The 14771-nt window shown below is 52.0% G+C and carries 17 protein-coding genes and 1 tRNA gene; 6 read left to right on the forward strand and 12 right to left on the reverse strand.

Annotation, left to right across the window (positions count from 1 at the left end; genetic code table 11):
• Positions 1–10 precede the first annotated feature (10 nt).
• The 11 genes from HNQ57_RS13635 to rne all read right to left on the reverse strand — a co-directional run bounded on the left by HNQ57_RS13635 (position 11) and on the right by rne (position 9117).
• Positions 11–298, reverse strand: coding sequence for a 4a-hydroxytetrahydrobiopterin dehydratase (locus HNQ57_RS13635; protein ID WP_184463883.1), 288 nt, complete (start codon positions 296–298; stop codon positions 11–13).
• Entirely contained in the window at positions 295–1395 is a 1101-nt protein-coding gene (gene trmA, locus HNQ57_RS13640) for a tRNA (uridine(54)-C5)-methyltransferase TrmA (RefSeq protein ID WP_184463885.1), read from the reverse strand. Before trmA ends, HNQ57_RS13635 begins: the two co-directional genes overlap by 4 nt.
• A complete protein-coding gene (locus tag HNQ57_RS13645) occupies positions 1392–2396 on the reverse strand; it encodes a glycosyl transferase family protein (protein WP_244966197.1) in 1005 nt (334 codons plus the stop codon). The genes trmA and HNQ57_RS13645 overlap by 4 nt, the downstream gene beginning before the upstream one ends.
• A 22-nt stretch (positions 2397–2418) precedes the next feature.
• The gene (locus tag HNQ57_RS13650; protein WP_184463887.1) at positions 2419–2754 is read right to left on the reverse strand and encodes a TusE/DsrC/DsvC family sulfur relay protein; all 336 of its coding nucleotides are present in this window, start codon (positions 2752–2754) and stop codon (positions 2419–2421) included.
• A 1-nt stretch (position 2755) separates the two neighbouring features.
• The gene (gene tusB / locus HNQ57_RS13655) at positions 2756–3019 is read right to left on the reverse strand and encodes a sulfurtransferase complex subunit TusB (RefSeq protein WP_226968217.1); all 264 of its coding nucleotides are present in this window, start codon (positions 3017–3019) and stop codon (positions 2756–2758) included.
• Positions 3020–3373, reverse strand: coding sequence for a sulfurtransferase complex subunit TusC (gene tusC, locus HNQ57_RS13660; protein WP_184463889.1), 354 nt, complete (start codon positions 3371–3373; stop codon positions 3020–3022).
• Positions 3370–3777, reverse strand: a complete 408-nt coding sequence (gene tusD, locus HNQ57_RS13665) for a sulfurtransferase complex subunit TusD (protein ID WP_184463891.1) — start codon at positions 3775–3777, stop codon at positions 3370–3372. Before tusD ends, tusC begins: the two co-directional genes overlap by 4 nt.
• Positions 3778–3816: 39 nt before the next feature.
• Positions 3817–4488 (reverse strand): Bax inhibitor-1/YccA family protein, encoded by a 672-nt coding sequence (locus tag HNQ57_RS13670; RefSeq protein WP_184463893.1) that lies wholly within the window; start codon positions 4486–4488, stop codon positions 3817–3819.
• 91 nt (positions 4489–4579) lie between these two features.
• Positions 4580–5806 (reverse strand): EAL and HDOD domain-containing protein, encoded by a 1227-nt coding sequence (locus HNQ57_RS13675; RefSeq protein WP_184463895.1) that lies wholly within the window; start codon positions 5804–5806, stop codon positions 4580–4582.
• 216 nt (positions 5807–6022) lie between these two features.
• Positions 6023–6112: transfer RNA gene (locus tag HNQ57_RS13680), tRNA-Ser, on the reverse strand.
• A gap of 152 nt (positions 6113–6264) precedes the next feature.
• A complete protein-coding gene (rne, locus tag HNQ57_RS13685) occupies positions 6265–9117 on the reverse strand; it encodes a ribonuclease E (RefSeq protein ID WP_184463897.1) in 2853 nt (950 codons plus the stop codon).
• Positions 9118–9648: 531 nt separating this feature from the next.
• Here rne and rluC point away from each other — a divergent pair.
• Positions 9649–10602, forward strand: a complete 954-nt coding sequence (rluC, locus tag HNQ57_RS13690; RefSeq protein ID WP_184463899.1) for a 23S rRNA pseudouridine(955/2504/2580) synthase RluC — start codon at positions 9649–9651, stop codon at positions 10600–10602.
• A complete protein-coding gene (locus HNQ57_RS13695) occupies positions 10602–11249 on the forward strand; it encodes an HAD-IA family hydrolase (RefSeq protein WP_184463901.1) in 648 nt (215 codons plus the stop codon). Before rluC ends, HNQ57_RS13695 begins: the two co-directional genes overlap by 1 nt.
• Before the next feature lie 13 nt (positions 11250–11262).
• On the opposite strand, the gene HNQ57_RS13700 is transcribed toward HNQ57_RS13695, so the two are convergent.
• Positions 11263–11862 carry a Maf family protein gene (locus HNQ57_RS13700; protein ID WP_184463903.1) on the reverse strand — a complete coding sequence of 200 codons (600 nt, stop codon included), beginning with the start codon at positions 11860–11862 and terminating at the stop codon, positions 11263–11265.
• Between the two features lie 162 nt (positions 11863–12024).
• Between HNQ57_RS13700 and HNQ57_RS13705 the strand changes: the two genes are divergently transcribed.
• From HNQ57_RS13705 to fabD, 4 genes are read left to right on the forward strand one after another with little or no spacing between them, the layout of a single operon-like run.
• Positions 12025–12558 (forward strand): YceD family protein, encoded by a 534-nt coding sequence (locus HNQ57_RS13705; RefSeq protein ID WP_184463905.1) that lies wholly within the window; start codon positions 12025–12027, stop codon positions 12556–12558.
• 26 nt (positions 12559–12584) lie between these two features.
• Positions 12585–12764: a 50S ribosomal protein L32 gene (rpmF, locus tag HNQ57_RS13710; protein ID WP_008250024.1), complete on the forward strand. Its 180-nt coding sequence runs from the start codon at positions 12585–12587 to the stop codon at positions 12762–12764.
• Positions 12765–12772: 8 nt separating this feature from the next.
• A complete protein-coding gene (plsX, locus tag HNQ57_RS13715) occupies positions 12773–13780 on the forward strand; it encodes a phosphate acyltransferase PlsX (protein ID WP_184463907.1) in 1008 nt (335 codons plus the stop codon).
• Between the two features lie 25 nt (positions 13781–13805).
• The gene (gene fabD, locus HNQ57_RS13720; RefSeq protein ID WP_184463909.1) at positions 13806–14750 is read left to right on the forward strand and encodes an ACP S-malonyltransferase; all 945 of its coding nucleotides are present in this window, start codon (positions 13806–13808) and stop codon (positions 14748–14750) included.
• Positions 14751–14771: the final 21 nt, after the last annotated feature.

The raw sequence follows: 14771 nt of genomic DNA on the forward strand, positions 1-14771 counted from the left end.
CCTGCGTGAACTAGCGACTTAGCTCCTGCTTAATGGCTTCGGCTAGGGCGAGATCTTTGGCGCTTAAACCGCCAGCATCGTGGGTGGTTAGGGCAATACTGACTTTTTTGTAAACATTGCTCCACTCCGGGTGGTGGTCAATTTTTTCGGCGCGCATGGCTACCCGAGTCATAAAGGCAAAGGCGCTGATGAAATTATCAAACTCCAAATCAGTGCAAAGTTTTCCGTCGCGCAACTCCCAACCTTTTAATGCTGTTAATGCATCGCTGACTTCTTGCTCGGTAAGTTTAACGGTCATATCACGCCCTTTTTTATAAGAAATACACCACATTCCATATGATGAGTGTACGGGAACTGGTCAAACAGCGCGAAGTCCTTTGCCGCGTGTGATTTTGTTAATATTTCCAAATCTCGGTGTAGGGTCTCTGGGTTGCAGGAGATATAAACGATACGGGGGAAACGAGCAATAAACGCGCGGCTCGCTTCATCTAGACCGGCTCTCGGCGGATCGACGAACACAGTATCGATTGCGTAGCTATCCAAATCGACATCGGCCAAGCGGCGGAAGCTCCGCTCCTTGTTTAGGGCCGAGGTTAGCTCCTCACTCGACATTCGTAGCATAACGGCGTTATGCACTGCGTTCATGGCGAAGTTCTCGTGGGCGGCTTTTACTGAGGTTTTGGAAATCTCCGTGGCGAGTACCCGGCGAAAATGGCTGGCCAGTGGAATCGTAAAATTACCGTTGCCGCAATACAACTCGAGTAAATCTGTGTGTGGGTTTTGGCCGCAGCGGGCTTTGGCCCAGCTCACCATTTTGGCATTGACTTCGCCATTAGGCTGGGTGAATCCGCCTTCGTATTGGTGGTAGGCGTAGTGCTGGCCATCGACAGGCAGTTGCTCGAGTACGTAGTCTCTCCCCAGTACCAGCTTCTGCTTTTTACTGCGGCCAATAATTTGAATATTGAATTTGGCTGCAACAGTTTGCGCGGCGGCTTGCCACTCGTCGTCTAAGCGGCGGTGGTAAATTAAGGTGACCAGAGTATCGCCACTTAGCGTACTCAGAAAATCAATTTGGTATAGCCGCTTGCTCAGCACTAGCTGCTCGCCTAAGGCTTGCCGCAGCGGCTCCATAAGCTCACATATAGTCCGCGAGGCCGTGGGGAAGTGGTCGATGCGCACCGGCACTCTCGGTTCGGCTGGATCAAACATGGCGTAAAAGAAGCTGTCACCTTCATGCCAAATGCGGAACTCAGCGCGCAGGCGGTAATGCTCGGCGGGCGAAGGGTAAACTTCTGGCTTTGGCAGTTGGAGGTCGGCGAAGAGTGCGCTTACTGTGCTGACCTTTTCATTGAGTAATTGTGGGTATTTTGTAGGGTCTAGCGGTCTGAAGCTCATATTGATTCCGTCGCTGTGGCGGTAAGCCGCTCGCGGTTACGCTGTTGCCAAATTGATTGGGCGCGCGCGAGACATTCTGTTTGGCTCAACTCGGGATTGCGTAATTGCAAAGCAATGGCGATCGTGCCTTGAATGGCGAGGCGACCATATTCGGTAATGTCATCATCACGCCACGCGTTGAATAGATCGCCTAGCGTTAAAGTCTCAAGTTTTTCTTGGCGGCCCTCCAGCATGCGCGGCCATTCTGATTCTGCTAGCACACCATTGTGAACTGTTTTTACTCGGCAAGTTGCCTCTGGCTTGCGCTCGGCTTCACCCGCTTCGCCCTTAAAGACAACGGCGTGCGCTTGCGCCAATAAAGCGGCGGCTTGTTGGTGGTTGTCAGCATAGGCAGGGTGGAAAATACTTTGTATTGAGTAATCCGCTGCCAGTGGATTAAGGAGCCGAGATAAGGTGTGTACTGGTGACCGCAGGCCAAACTGCGCGCGCAGATCGATCATGCGCTGCAGGGGCAAAGAGAAGCGCCCTAACGGCATATAAGCAAAGTTGCGACTGTCTAGCTTCACGCTGACATCCTGCCAGTCCTGAGCGCAGGGCTCGCCGAGGGCGTTGAGTACCTGCTCACTATAAACTCGATCGGCAGTGTGGCCTGCTGCGCCGTGCATGAACACCCGCAAACCGCTGTCGGCCAACGCAAGTGCGGCAAGGAGGTACCAGGGCTGTTGGCGTCGCTTGCCAGCGTAGCTCGCCCAGTCTAAGTCTGCCTCAATTACGGGTGCATTGAGGGTTTCGCGAATAGCGCGCACAAACCCAGCGAGCTCTTCGCAACTTTCTTCTTTGACCCGCAGCAGCATAAGAAAAGCGCCTAGCTGCACATCTTCAACCTCGCCCCGCATAATCATGCTCATTGCGGCGTAGGCTTCGTCAGCGCTTAGCGAGCGCGATCCAGTCTTGCCTTTACCGAGAATGCGAACATATTGCGCAAAAGGGTGTTCCATCATAGTGTTTTTAACTCGGATTAATTTACAGGCAGTTGTCGGGCCGGGGCAGCCCGGCAATTTTACTGAGTAACTTTGCCGGGCTGCCGGGAAAGTGCTTAAGAAAATACAGGCTGTTACCCTTGTCGTCGCCGAGCGCTAGCTTGGCGTATTTTATCAGTGGCCGCATCGCGGGGGACAGGCCAAATTGCTGATAATAGCGCTGTACGAGCTGAATTAATTGCCAATGGCTATCGCTAAGCTTAATGCCGGCCTCCGCGGCGAGCTCCTCGGCGACGGCGGGGGACCAATCTTTGAGGTCTTTCAGAAAACCATCAGGGTCGGTGGCGATGCTGCAGCCATTAACGATTATCGCCGCCATCTTACCAGCTCAAGCAGTGACGGTGCTGCGCGCAGAGTGCGACAAAGCCAGGGTAGTCGACCAGCGTTATCGCCGCAATTGGGCTTATTCCGCGACGATCAACGTCGTCGCTCAATGCCGAAATACGAATATTGCGGTGCTCAAGTGTAATTTGTGTTGCGGCAAGCACGACGGCGTCTTCGATAAGGATAAGGGCATCACCGTCGCTCATACTGAAAAGGCATCGATTTAGGCTGTTTGGGCTGCTTAATATATGTAGGCTCACCTAAAAACTCTGTATTCGATCGGCGCTGCGCATTAAGTCAGCGAGTTCTGTGGCGGAGAGGGCTTTGGCGTGGGGTGCCAAGTTTGTGGCTGATATGTTTCTGCTCGTGCAGTCGTCACTAAGGTAATAGATATTCTCAATTTCGTACAGCGGCAGAGCATTGATTACACCTATATGCGGCTTTTTTTCGGTATTGCCGTTATCTTGTGTATTGAGTAATTGATAAATCGCATCTTGAGCAAAAACGAGGCTGACGTGTTGATCGAATGCGGCGCTGGCCAAAGCCATATCCAATGCTTCTCGGGCAATGCTGTGACCGTAGGGTGCTCGTGTAAACAAATACAAAAATGTCACTGGGCATTACCGCCAAAGCGAATAACGCGGTCAGCATTTTGGCAGGCGTCTACCCACTGGCCTAAGCCGCCAATGGTAAAGCCATCAGCCAGGTTGTGGCCGTCCAGTTCATAGCGAGCGGCTTCTTTCTTGTCCACAATACCGCGGCGCAGCGCACTAGAGATACAGACGACTAAATCCAAATCAAAGGTTTTTTGCAAATTTGTCCACTGCTTCGGTACGGCAATTTCATCTTGGGGGGGCGTCGTAAAGCGATTGGCGCAATGCACACCATCGTTAAAAAAGAATACCCGGTAAATTTGATGACCACTATCAAGGGCTGCTTGGCAAAAACGTAGGGCAGTTAAGCTGGATTGGTCGGTACAGGGTTGGCCACTGACAAGTAAAGCGAAACTGAGGCTCATAAGAGCCTCAGTTGAGTTGCAGGTGCAATTGAGGGGTGATTAATCATCGCTGCCAAAAATGCCAAGCAAATGCAGTAAGTGTACAAACAGATTGTAAATATCCAGATACAGGGCGACGGTTGCGCGAATATAATTCGTTTCGCCACCGTGGATGATTCTGCTGGTATCAAACAAAATCAAACCAGACATAATAAATACGGCTGCGGCAGAAATTGCCAACGATGCCGCGGGCACCTGGAAAAATAGATTCGCAATGCTGGCAACGACCATGACCAGCAAGCCGATCATCAGAAAACCGCCGAGAAAGGAGAAGTCTTTACGGGTAGTGAGTACGTAAGCTGACAGGCCAAAGAAGACCAAGGCGGTGCCGCCAAGTGCTTGCATTACCAGTTCGCCGCCATTAGGCAGGGCTAAGTACATTTTAAGCATTGGGCCCAGCGCGGCGCCTAATAGACCAGTAAACACAAATATGGCAACAATGCCTTTACTTGAGTCTGCAGTCTTATTAACCACGAATAGCATGACAAAGCCTAAAACCATTAAAATAAGGCCAGTGATGTGACCAATATTCATGGCCATTGCCAAACCAGCACAGAGGGCGCTAGTGACAAGGGTGATGCCGAGCAGCATATATGTATTGCGCAGCACCTTGTTGGTTTCGAGAACGGGCTGGGCGTGCGCGCCTGTCTGAAAGACCGATTTGTCTTGCATGGATGACTCCGTAGTAAAAGAAGGGTTAAAGCTTAGGTAATCATACTTCGTGGGGTGTTACGACTGCAAGCCTATGCATGCGAAGGTTAACTTAGCTTAATCCAGTTAGTTTTAATTGTTGGCTAAGCTCGGTAAATGCTTTGCTTTGAATATCGGCAAGATCCGCAAGGCTAATGTCCGTCGATAAGCCTGTAATTTGGGGCCAGTTGCCCTTGCTTAAGGCAATCGCAAGATCGAGAATTTCGCCGTAAGCCCCCGTGTGATCAAGAAGGGCAGTCGTCATGCTTGCAGGTAAAGCAAGCTTTGAACAAACGTCTTTCAGCGGAATGTCTATAAAGGCGTCTAGCAGCGAAAACATGCCGGTAGTGTATGCGGTGTGCTGATCTACGCCTGGGTGTTTCTGGGCGAGCAATTGACATAAATAGGCGCGACATAGCGCCTGTTCCAACAGGGCGCGGGGTTTGTGATCTAGGCGACTCAGCACTAGCATAGTAGCCCATGATTTAATGCGGTTGACTCCAGCCATGGTGGCCGCATGATGCACCGAGGTGATTTCTGTCACTTTTGCGACGCTGGCCGAGTTCATGAACTGCAGAATACGGTAGCTAAGTTGCGGGTCACTCTGGATCGCACGACTGATATCCAGCATTGTACTTTCGTCATTGCCTAATACTTTGAGTAAGCGCATAACTGCAAATTGGCTGTCGTTGTTGCGTTTGCCGAACAAAGGAGCAGGCCGACTAAAGAAAAAGCCCTGAAAAAGGCTGTAGCCTTCTTCTTTGCAGCGCTCAAATTCCTTAATGGTCTCGACTTTTTCTGCTAGCCAGATCAAGCCGTCGCGCTGGTGCTGCTGAAGCAGTGATGCAGAGCTGTGGCCGGGTAATAGGTCACTTATATCCACTTTAACGATGTCAACGTGGGGGAGCCATTTGTCTTGTTCGGGGTCGCCAGTATAGTCATCTAGGGCGACTTTAAAGCCGAGCCTGCGCAGTTGCTGGACGGCTTCAATATTAGCTGGTGTGGCAGAAATATATTCTAGCACTTCACAAACGAGTTTGTCGGCTTGCACTGCGGGTGGGTTGTACAACCAAGACTCAGTGAGATTAACAAAGGCGGGGAGCCCATTGGTAATGGAGTCGATACCGAGGTCATGAAAGGCGCCAATTAAAACCTCGCCCGTTGCCATGGTGCCATTTTCGTTCTGTGATTTTAATGAGTCTATTTCGACTGAGCGGCACAGCAATTCATAGGCTACGGTTTTTCCGTACCTATTTAGTATGGGTTGGCGGGCCATTAGCAGTGTGCTGCTGTCACTCATTAATAAGTCTCGTGCCCATCATTGCGTTGCTCGGCGCTTATACAACGCGCTGTTAGATGGCTAGGGAGTGCGTCTGCTGAACATTGTTTTGAGTAGAGTGTAGTGTTTAATGCTGACGTAGCGAGGACGCGCAATTAATTGGCGCATATTAACGGTTTGGATTTCAGAATATAACGTGGGCTTGTACGTAGAGGGGAGCTAACAAGGTGCTAAAAGTGGCGGAGGGGCAGGGATTTGAACCCTGGGTTGGGATGAACCAACGCCGGTTTTCAAGACCGGTGCAATCGACCACTCTGCCACCCCTCCGCAGCAGTTGCGAATTATACAGAGCTTGTTAGGCGAAACAAGCAGTATTGAGAAAAAGACTTATAAATCAGCTTGATGTATTAGGATTTGCTTAAATTTTAGGCAATAAAAAGCCCGGCACGGGGCCGGGCTAGTTGTTTTAGGTGCTTTGCTTAATTGCGCGGATCGTTTGCTGCTCGGGGCGCAGCAGGGCGATTCGGGCTTGGCTGAGCAATTATGCTTGGATCGAGTTTCGGCGTTTGCGGCTGCGCGGTAACGATCTCAAGGGCTTTCAGCGGTTGTGGCGCCACTCTTGGGTCATTACTTGCGCGGCCAACTGGCCGTGGCTTGATGGCTGTTGTTTCGCTAGCAGGCGTCTTTGCGACAGGTTTGCTCACCGGTTTAGATGCCTTTTCTGCAGCTGGCTTAGCCTGTGTTGGCGTATCGGCGTCGGCTCCAGTCTCGATTTCAGCGCTCGCTACCGTGGCCGGTATTTCTTTATCTGCGCTCGCAGCGACCTCAGGTGCAGCCACAACCTCGGAGGCTACCGCAGTTTCTACAGTTGCTTCTGGAGTGGGAGCTGGCTCGCTGAATGCGCTGGCAACGGGTTCCGCTGGTTTAATTGCATCAGCTTCTGTTGCTGGTGCCGCAGTGACGGACTCTGGCGTAGACTCTGCACTTGGAGTGGCTTCAGGCGGCGCTGTGTTCTCAGGGGTCTTTTCGGCGACAACGGCAGGACTTGGTGGCGCCTCTGCTGCTGGGGCCTCGTTTTGCTCTGGAACAAAACGAGCGGTGGTTGTTGGTGTGATCGGCGTGAACTCATTCTCTTCAGCCGTGGGTTTTTTTGCCGCTGGAACGGTAATTGCTGGCTTGGTTTCCGGCGTTACGGTTGCTGCTTTATCCGTGGTAGCGGCATCAGTAGTGTCCGTCGCTTTGTTGTTTGCTTGATTGTCCGTAGCGACAGCAGTGTCATCGCTGGGCGCAGGGGTGCGGCGACGCTCCTGCTGATTGCGTGGTCTGCGGTTGCCCGGGCGGCGCTTTGGTCTCGCTTGGCCTTCATTCTCGGTGTTGGCTGGTGTTTCGGCGGCTTCGATTGGCGCCTCTACTTTAGCTGCTTGGGCCTCGACGCGGTTACTGCGGTTATCAGTTACTCGGTTATCGTCGCGCGCTTGACGCTGGTCGGGGCTGCGGCGATTGCGACCACCACGATTGTTGCGATTTCCCTGGCGAGGGTTGCTATTGTGGTTGCCTTCGTTGCGGCGTTTTGGTGCTGGCGTCGGTTCGGGCTCTGGCTCTGGCTCGGCGGTTTTAAATAATCCACTAAGGCTCTTGCCCAGCTTGCTGAAAAAGCCTTCGCCGGTTACGGCAGGTGCCGCTGGGGCTTTCGCTGCTACAGCTTCGGTGGCGGCAGGTGCTGGCGCCTTGGGGGCGAGGGTGCGAACGACGGCGGCGGCGGGTGCAGGCGTCGAAACAACTTCGTCAGAGATTTCTTTTTCGGCTTCGAGGTCGGCTACTATCTTGTAGCTGATTTCCTGTTCGTCACCTAGGTCGCTTTCGCGTAGGCGAACCACCTCAAAGTGGGGGGTATCGAGTGCCGGAGTCGGGATAACCATGACTCGGACGCCGCTGCGCTGCTCGATATCGTATATTGCGGTGCGCTTTTCGTTAAGCAAGTACGATGCAACGTTCACTGGCACGATGGCGCGAATTTCAGCGCTTTTCTCTTTGTTTGCTTCCTCTTCGACCAGGCGAAGAATCGATAGCGCGAGAGAGTTGGTGTCGCGAATAGTGCCCTGACCGCTGCAGCGCGGGCAGACTTTGGCGCTGGTTTCACCCAGTGATGGGCGCAGGCGCTGGCGAGACATCTCAAGTAAACCAAAGCGAGATATGCGGCCGATCTGAATGCGGGCGCGATCTGGCTCCATGGCATCGCGAACGCGATTTTCAACTTCACGCTGGTTTTTCGCGGCGAGCATGTCGATAAAGTCGACCACAATTAAGCCGCCGATATCACGCAAGCGCAGCTGCCGAGCAATTTCGTCGGCTGCTTCTAAGTTGGTTTGCAGTGCGGTTTCTTCAATATCGCCGCCTTTGGTAGCGCGAGCCGAGTTTATATCAATAGAAACCAGTGCCTCGGTAGGGTCGATAACAATCGAGCCGCCAGAGGGTAGTTGTACTTCACGCTGAAAAGCCGATTCGATCTGGCTTTCAATTTGATAGCGGTTGAAGAGGGGTACCTGATCTTTATAGAGACGAATTTTGCTCTTGAAATGCGGCATGACCTGTTCAACGAAATGCATGGCTTCGTTGTAGGATTCTTCCGAGTCGATTAAAACTTGGTCGATATCATCGCGAAGATAGTCGCGAATTGCGCGGATAATGACGTTGCTTTCTTGCAGAATCAGGATCGGTGCTTTGCGTTCCTCTGATGCTTGCTTGATTGCTGACCAAAGGTGTAGCAAATAGTCCAAGTCCCACTGCAATTCTTCTGAGCTGCGGCCTACCCCAGCGGTGCGGACAATAACGCCCATCGCATCGGGGATATTGATTGAGTTTAAGGCGTCGCGTAATTCTGTGCGCTCGTCGCCCTCGATGCGGCGAGAAATGCCGCCGGCCCGTGGGTTGTTGGGCATTAAGACCATATAGCGGCCAGCGAGGCTTATAAAGGTGGTGAGGGCGGCGCCTTTATTGCCGCGCTCTTCCTTTTCTACCTGGACAATGACCTGGGTGCCTTCTTTGACAAGATCTTTGATTTTGGCGCGACCGCCGCTGCCATCGGCAGGGTTGCGGTAGAAGTATTCTTTAGAGATTTCTTTGAGGGGTAGAAAGCCGTGGCGCTCAGCACCAAAATCGACAAAGGCGGCTTCGAGGCTTGGTTCTACGCGGGTTATGGTCCCTTTATAGACATTGGCTTTCTTTTGTACGCGGGTACGATTTTCAATATCCAGGTCAAACAAGCGTTGGCCATCGACGAGGGCAACGCGCAACTCTTCTGGTTGAGTTGCGTTAATAAGCATTCTTTTCATGAGCTAAAAATCCCAAAAGCCGGGATTTGTCGGGCCGCTCATGCGATTGAGCATCTTTAAGCGTTCTGATGTAGGCTGTATTAGCTGGTGAGGCTGCTGATTTATTGCTGCGTGCACCTTGTACATCAGTGGGGCCGCGTTGCCTGGCCGTTATATTCCAGTTCGCTTATTCTGGCCCTGAGGCCTTCTGCGCTGGGCGTCTTTCATCTATTACTGTTGGGCGCAATTTGCGGCGCCAGTATTGGTAACGTTCTTTACGTCGCTTTCTCAGAGTTCTATCGCACTTGCGGTGCTAACAAATATCGGCAGCACTATTATTTAATGTACCGACACTACGGTAGAATGCCCGCCGGTACACTGCTATTCACTTATGTAAATAAGGCTATGCGAATGTGTCGCAATCTTTGCCTTAGTATTAGCCGGCGGTCTTCCCTCTCATCACAGCCCTGCTGTGGTGGGAACCGGACCCGGTTGCTACCGGGCGACTATATCAGTATTCAATAACTAACTCAATGAGTTACAGGAGTGTACGTGGAATCCGAAAAAGTCATCAATCCAGTGGTTCGTTTGGTGGCAGTCGAGGCTGACTATGTCGGTCAGCGCATCGACAATTTCTTGATGAGAGAGTTAAAAGGTGTTCCTAAGTCACGGATTTATAACCTTTTAAGGCGAGGCGAAGTGCGGGTAAATAAGTCTCGCGCGAAACCGGATTACAAATTGCAGGCAGGCGATATTGTTAGGGTGCCGCCGGTACGGGTGGCGGTGCGTGAAGAGTCCGTCGTTCCGCTGGGCTTGGATGCCGGTTTGCGCTCGGCGATCCTGTATGAAGATGCCGGCTTGCTGGTCATTAATAAGCCGTCAGGCTTAGCTGTACATGGCGGTAGCGGAATATCCTTGGGTTTGATTGAGGCGTTGCGGCAAATGTATCCCGAGCAGCGCCACCTAGAGCTGGTGCATCGCCTTGACCGCGATACTTCAGGTTGTGTAATGGTTGCCAAAAAGCGCAGCGTGCTCAAGCAGCTTCATGAGCTATTGAAAGCCCGTAAAGGTGTCGATAAGCGTTATTTGGCGCTGGTTGGCGGTAAGTGGCCAGCTCGTAAGCAGCAGGTAAATGCGCCGTTGCAGAAAAATGTGCTGTCGTCTGGGGAGCGCATGGTGCGGGTTGAGCTTGAGGGTAAAAAGTCGGTAACCGAATATACCCTGCTGCGCCGAGTTGCTGGCGCTAGTTTAATTGAGGCGCGACCTGTCACTGGGCGAACTCATCAGATTCGGGTGCACTGCCAATATGCGGGCTATCCGATTCTTGGTGACGATAAATACGGCGATGATGAGGCGGACGCGAATTTCCGCAAGCTGGGTTTGAAACGCTTGTTTTTGCATGCTCATTCTTTGGCGTTTAATTTAGATGGTAAGCGAATCTCGGTGGTGGCGCCGCTGCCTCCAGAGTTAGAAAAAGTATTAGAAAATGCAGGTAGTGAATTGTAATGCTTATAATTTTTGATTGGGATGGCACGATATTAGACTCCAGCGATAAGATTGTGGCCTGCATGCAGGCTGGGGCGCGGGAGTTTGGCGTGGAAGCGTGCGCCGCTGAAGATATTCGCAATATTATCGGTCTGGAGCTGAGTATTGCTATTGCTACTTTATACCCAGAGTTGAGCGCGGATGGGGTTGAGGCGTTACGGGCGGCCTACGTTCGCAGCTTTATTTTGGCAGATCAGCAGCCCTGTCAGATGTTTGCTGGCGTTGAGGAGAGTTTGCGCGCTTTAAAAGCAGCTGGTCATGATTTATGCGTTGCAACAGGTAAGAGTCGTCGGGGCCTGGATCGGGTGTTTGCAGGCTTACCGATAAGCTCGTTGTTTAGTGCTAGTCGCTGTGCTGATGAAACCGCGTCAAAGCCCGACCCGCTGATGCTTGCGCAGCTGTGTGCAGAGCGTGGTTACGAGCCGGCATCGGCACTGATGGTGGGTGATACCGAGTACGACTTAGAAATGGCCAGCCGTATTGCTATGCCGAGTGTGGGGGTTTCTTACGGTGTACATAGCGTTGCGCGGCTGCAGCGCTGGCAGCCATTGGCGGTTATTGATTATTTCTCTGGCTTGCTGCCGATTGTGGGTGAGTTATCTCGCTAAGTGGCCGGGGTATCTATAGTAGGGGGTAGTCTTCTTCTTTTAAGAAGTCGATAAGCCGGATCAACGGTAGACCTATTAGGGTGTTTGGGTCATCGCTGTGGATGTGGCGAAACAGGCTGATGCCGAGCCCCTCTGCTTTAAAGCTGCCAGCGCAATCGAGGGCGGGCTCTCTTGAGGTGTAGCGCTCGATTTCCGAGGGGCTTAGGGTGCGGAATGCCACCTCTACCGTTTCTACGCTAGTGTACTGCTTACCGGTTTGGCTGTTTAGCAGGCAAACTCCGGTGTGAAAGAGTGCTTCGCGACCAGAGCACTTGCTGAGTTGGCTTTGTGCGCGAGCCTTGGTGCCAGGTTTGCCGAGAATTTGCCCATCTAGTTCCGCGCACTGGTCGCTGGCTACGATCAGTGCGCTGGGGAACAGCTTAGCTGCGCTAAGCGCTTTACTGATGCTTAGTCGCCTCGCTAATGCTGGCGCCGCTTCGTTCAATAGTGGTGACTCGTCGATATTAGTGGTGTGGCAGTGGGGGTGTAGTCCGATTTTTTCCAGCAGTAGGCGCCGATAGCTGGAGCCCGACGCCAAGATTAGGGGGAGTGGCTTTGGTGTGGTTGGCGGCATTTTCGCGCATCTTTATAGCTAGACAGGGTTGGTAATCTTCAGCTTTTAAGGGGGCTGGTCGCTAGCCTTGACGCGGAAGCCCTTGATCGCCCTTGGTATTAGGCGCGCTGCAGGTGTTTTTGCTTTGACAATAGAGGGGGAAGTCCCTATTATTGCGCGCCTATGCAAAGACAGCCCCTACCTAAGTTCGTTGATGCTCGGAAATTTGTTGCTGGTGGCATGAAAATTCACGCCTCGCAACAGGTTGCTGATCTCAGCCGGTTTGCTGCCGGACTCGCTAATACTAGCGGTTCGGTAGACGTAGACTTGCGCTTTTTTCGAAGTGAGCAGGGGTTTAAGTGTATAGTCGGTGCTGCTGTCAGTCAGGTTGAGGTTTTGTGTCAACGCTGCATGGAAGCAATGCCTATATGCATTGAGGCTGAATTTAATTTAGCCATTGTGTGGACAGACGAGCAAGCCAAAGCACTGCCGAAATCACTGGATCCTTTGATTTTAGGCGAAGACGAAGATTTGGTTTTAGCGGATTTGCTGCAGGATGAGCTGATCATTAATACTCCTTTTGTTAGCTATCACGATGACGCTGTTTGTAAAGTGTTTGAACTGGAATCAGAACCTGAGCCAGTTAACGTGGTAAGCGACGCAGAGGAAGGCGATACGCCGTTTGCTATTTTGGGGCAGTTAAAACCCCGCGATTAATCTCTATTATGAGGAATTTTTAGGCCATGGCTGTTCAAAAAAGTAAAGTGACACGTTCACGTCGGGGTCAGCGTCGTTCGCATGACGCATTGACTGGTCCAACTTTGTCTGTGGATCAGACCAGCGGTGAGAAGCATCTCCGTCACAATATCACTGCGGATGGCTTTTTCCGTGGTCGCAAAGTTGTCGCTGGTAAAGACGACTAAGTATTTGCGTGGCATCGCTGCGACTCGCCGTTGATGCAATGAGCGGAGACCACGGTCTCCGCTCTTCTATTCCTGCCACTGTAAATGCGCTGAATCTCAATTCAGCTCTTCATATCATTTTGGTTGGCGATGAGCCTGCCATTGCGCTTGCGCTCGCCAGCGAAAAATTCGATTCGAATCGCTTAAGTGTTCATCATGCCCCCGATGTGGTGGCCATGGATGATCAACCCAGCCGAACACTTCGTAGCAAAAAAAACTCCTCGATGTACATTGCCCTTGAGCTGCTTCGCGACGGTGTTGTTTCCGCTGTGGTCAGTGCTGGGAATACTGGCGCGCTCGTTGCTATGAGTTGTGTTGTGTTAGCGCGTTTACCTGGTATCAAACGCCCGGCCATCTGTGCGCCGGTGCCCGCCTTGAATGGTCATACTTTCCTGCTTGATCTTGGCGCCAACGTCGAATGCGATGCCCAGCAATTACATCACTTTGCGCAAATGGGCTCGGCCTTGTGCAGGGTTCTCGATGGCAGTGAGTCGCCCCGTGTCGGTCTTTTGAATATTGGCTCTGAGCTGACCAAGGGAACTGCAACCATACGGGATGCTGCTGAGCTTATTGGTGCTGATTCTCGTTTGAATTATTGCGGCTTTATTGAGGGTGGTGACCTGTTTTCGGCAGACGTCGATGTGGTTGTTTGTGATGGTTTTGCCGGTAATGTGGCCTTAAAGGTCTGCGAAGGTACGGCAAGTTTTATCGCGAGCCAGCTGCGGGCGCGATTCAAAAAAACCTTGTACGGTATGTTCGTGGGCTTGTTAGCCCGGCCCATAATGACGGCATTTCAGCGCGACATTAATCCCGATCGCTATAATGGCGCGGCATTGCTTGGGCTTAACGGCATCGTCGTAAAAACCCACGGTAGCTCCGGTGCGCAGGGGTTTCAGTCGGCAATTCACCAGGCCGCAAGAGCGGTGCGTAACGATTTGCAGTCACAAATTGAAAAACAATTAGAAACGACATCTTAAAATTCACTGATTAAGGATACATGGAATGAATACCCAGCAACTTGCCTTGGTTTTCCCCGGTCAGGGCTCGCAAAAAGTCGGTATGCTAGCCGAGCTTGGCGCTGCTTTCCCTTCTATTAAAGCGACTTTTGCCGAGGCCTCAGCGGCCTTGGGCTACGATATGTGGGATTTGGTGCAAAATGGCGAGCAAGCCCAGCTGAATCTAACTGAAACTACTCAGCCGGTGTTATTGACCGCCAGTGTTGCGGTATGGCGTTTGTGGTGTGAGCAGGGAGGCTTGCAACCTTCTTTAATGTCTGGTCATAGCCTTGGTGAGTTTTCTGCCCTTGTTTGTGCTGGTTCAATTGATTTTGCTGATGCGGTGCGTTTGGTGCGTGCGCGTGGCCAGTTTATGCAAACTGCGGTGCCCGTGGGCGAGGGCGCGATGGCAGCCGTGCTGGGCCTGGACGATGCGCAAATTATCGATATTTGCCAGCAAGCGTCAGCGGCGGGCGTGGTTGAGGCGGTAAATTTCAATTCTCCTGGTCAGGTTGTTATTGCCGGTAAAGTTGCCGGCGTCGAAAAGGCGATTGAATTACTAAAGGCCGCAGGGGCTAAGCGCGCACTGTCATTGCCGGTAAGCGCGCCTTTCCATACCTCTTTGATGCGACCTGCGGGCGAGAAATTAGCTGAAGCTTTAGCTGCGATGAGCTTGCAGTCACCAATAATCCCAGTAGTGCACAATGTGCACGGCAAAACTGAAAACGATCCGTCGGCGATTAAGGCCTTGTTGGTGGAACAGATTTACAGTGCGGTTAAATGGGTGTCTTGTGTTGAGGCGATGGCCGCAGCCGGTATTACGACGACTATAGAGGCTGGCCCAGGTAAAGTGTTGAGCGGCTTGAACAAGCGTATTGAAAAATCGCTAAGTTGTTTGAATATTGAGTCACCCGAAACACTGGCGGCGGCACTGGAAGCTGTTGCCCAATAAATTAATTCTATTTAGGAGCGG

It is taken from the genome of Zhongshania antarctica, from assembly GCF_014202945.1.
GTDB lineage: Bacteria > Pseudomonadota > Gammaproteobacteria > Pseudomonadales > Spongiibacteraceae > Spongiibacter > Spongiibacter antarcticus.

Excerpts from the sequence above, each read along its gene's own strand:
- HNQ57_RS13635 (WP_184463883.1), bottom strand. The coding sequence starts at position 298 with ATGACCGTTAAACTTACCGAGCAAGAAGTCAGCGATGCATTAACAGCA.
- trmA (WP_184463885.1), bottom strand. The coding sequence starts at position 1,395 with ATGAGCTTCAGACCGCTAGACCCTACAAAATACCCACAATTACTCAAT.
- HNQ57_RS13645 (WP_244966197.1), bottom strand. The coding sequence starts at position 2,396 with ATGATGGAACACCCTTTTGCGCAATATGTTCGCATTCTCGGTAAAGGC.
- HNQ57_RS13650 (WP_184463887.1), bottom strand. The coding sequence starts at position 2,754 with ATGGCGGCGATAATCGTTAATGGCTGCAGCATCGCCACCGACCCTGAT.
- tusD (WP_184463891.1), bottom strand. The coding sequence starts at position 3,777 with ATGAGCCTCAGTTTCGCTTTACTTGTCAGTGGCCAACCCTGTACCGAC.
- HNQ57_RS13670 (WP_184463893.1), bottom strand. The coding sequence starts at position 4,488 with ATGCAAGACAAATCGGTCTTTCAGACAGGCGCGCACGCCCAGCCCGTT.
- HNQ57_RS13675 (WP_184463895.1), bottom strand. The coding sequence starts at position 5,806 with ATGAGTGACAGCAGCACACTGCTAATGGCCCGCCAACCCATACTAAAT.
- rne (WP_184463897.1), bottom strand. The coding sequence starts at position 9,117 with ATGAAAAGAATGCTTATTAACGCAACTCAACCAGAAGAGTTGCGCGTT.
- HNQ57_RS13695 (WP_184463901.1), top strand. The coding sequence starts at position 10,602 with ATGCTTATAATTTTTGATTGGGATGGCACGATATTAGACTCCAGCGAT.
- HNQ57_RS13700 (WP_184463903.1), bottom strand. The coding sequence starts at position 11,862 with ATGCCGCCAACCACACCAAAGCCACTCCCCCTAATCTTGGCGTCGGGC.
- HNQ57_RS13705 (WP_184463905.1), top strand. The coding sequence starts at position 12,025 with ATGCAAAGACAGCCCCTACCTAAGTTCGTTGATGCTCGGAAATTTGTT.
- rpmF (WP_008250024.1), top strand. The coding sequence starts at position 12,585 with ATGGCTGTTCAAAAAAGTAAAGTGACACGTTCACGTCGGGGTCAGCGT.
- fabD (WP_184463909.1), top strand. The coding sequence starts at position 13,806 with ATGAATACCCAGCAACTTGCCTTGGTTTTCCCCGGTCAGGGCTCGCAA.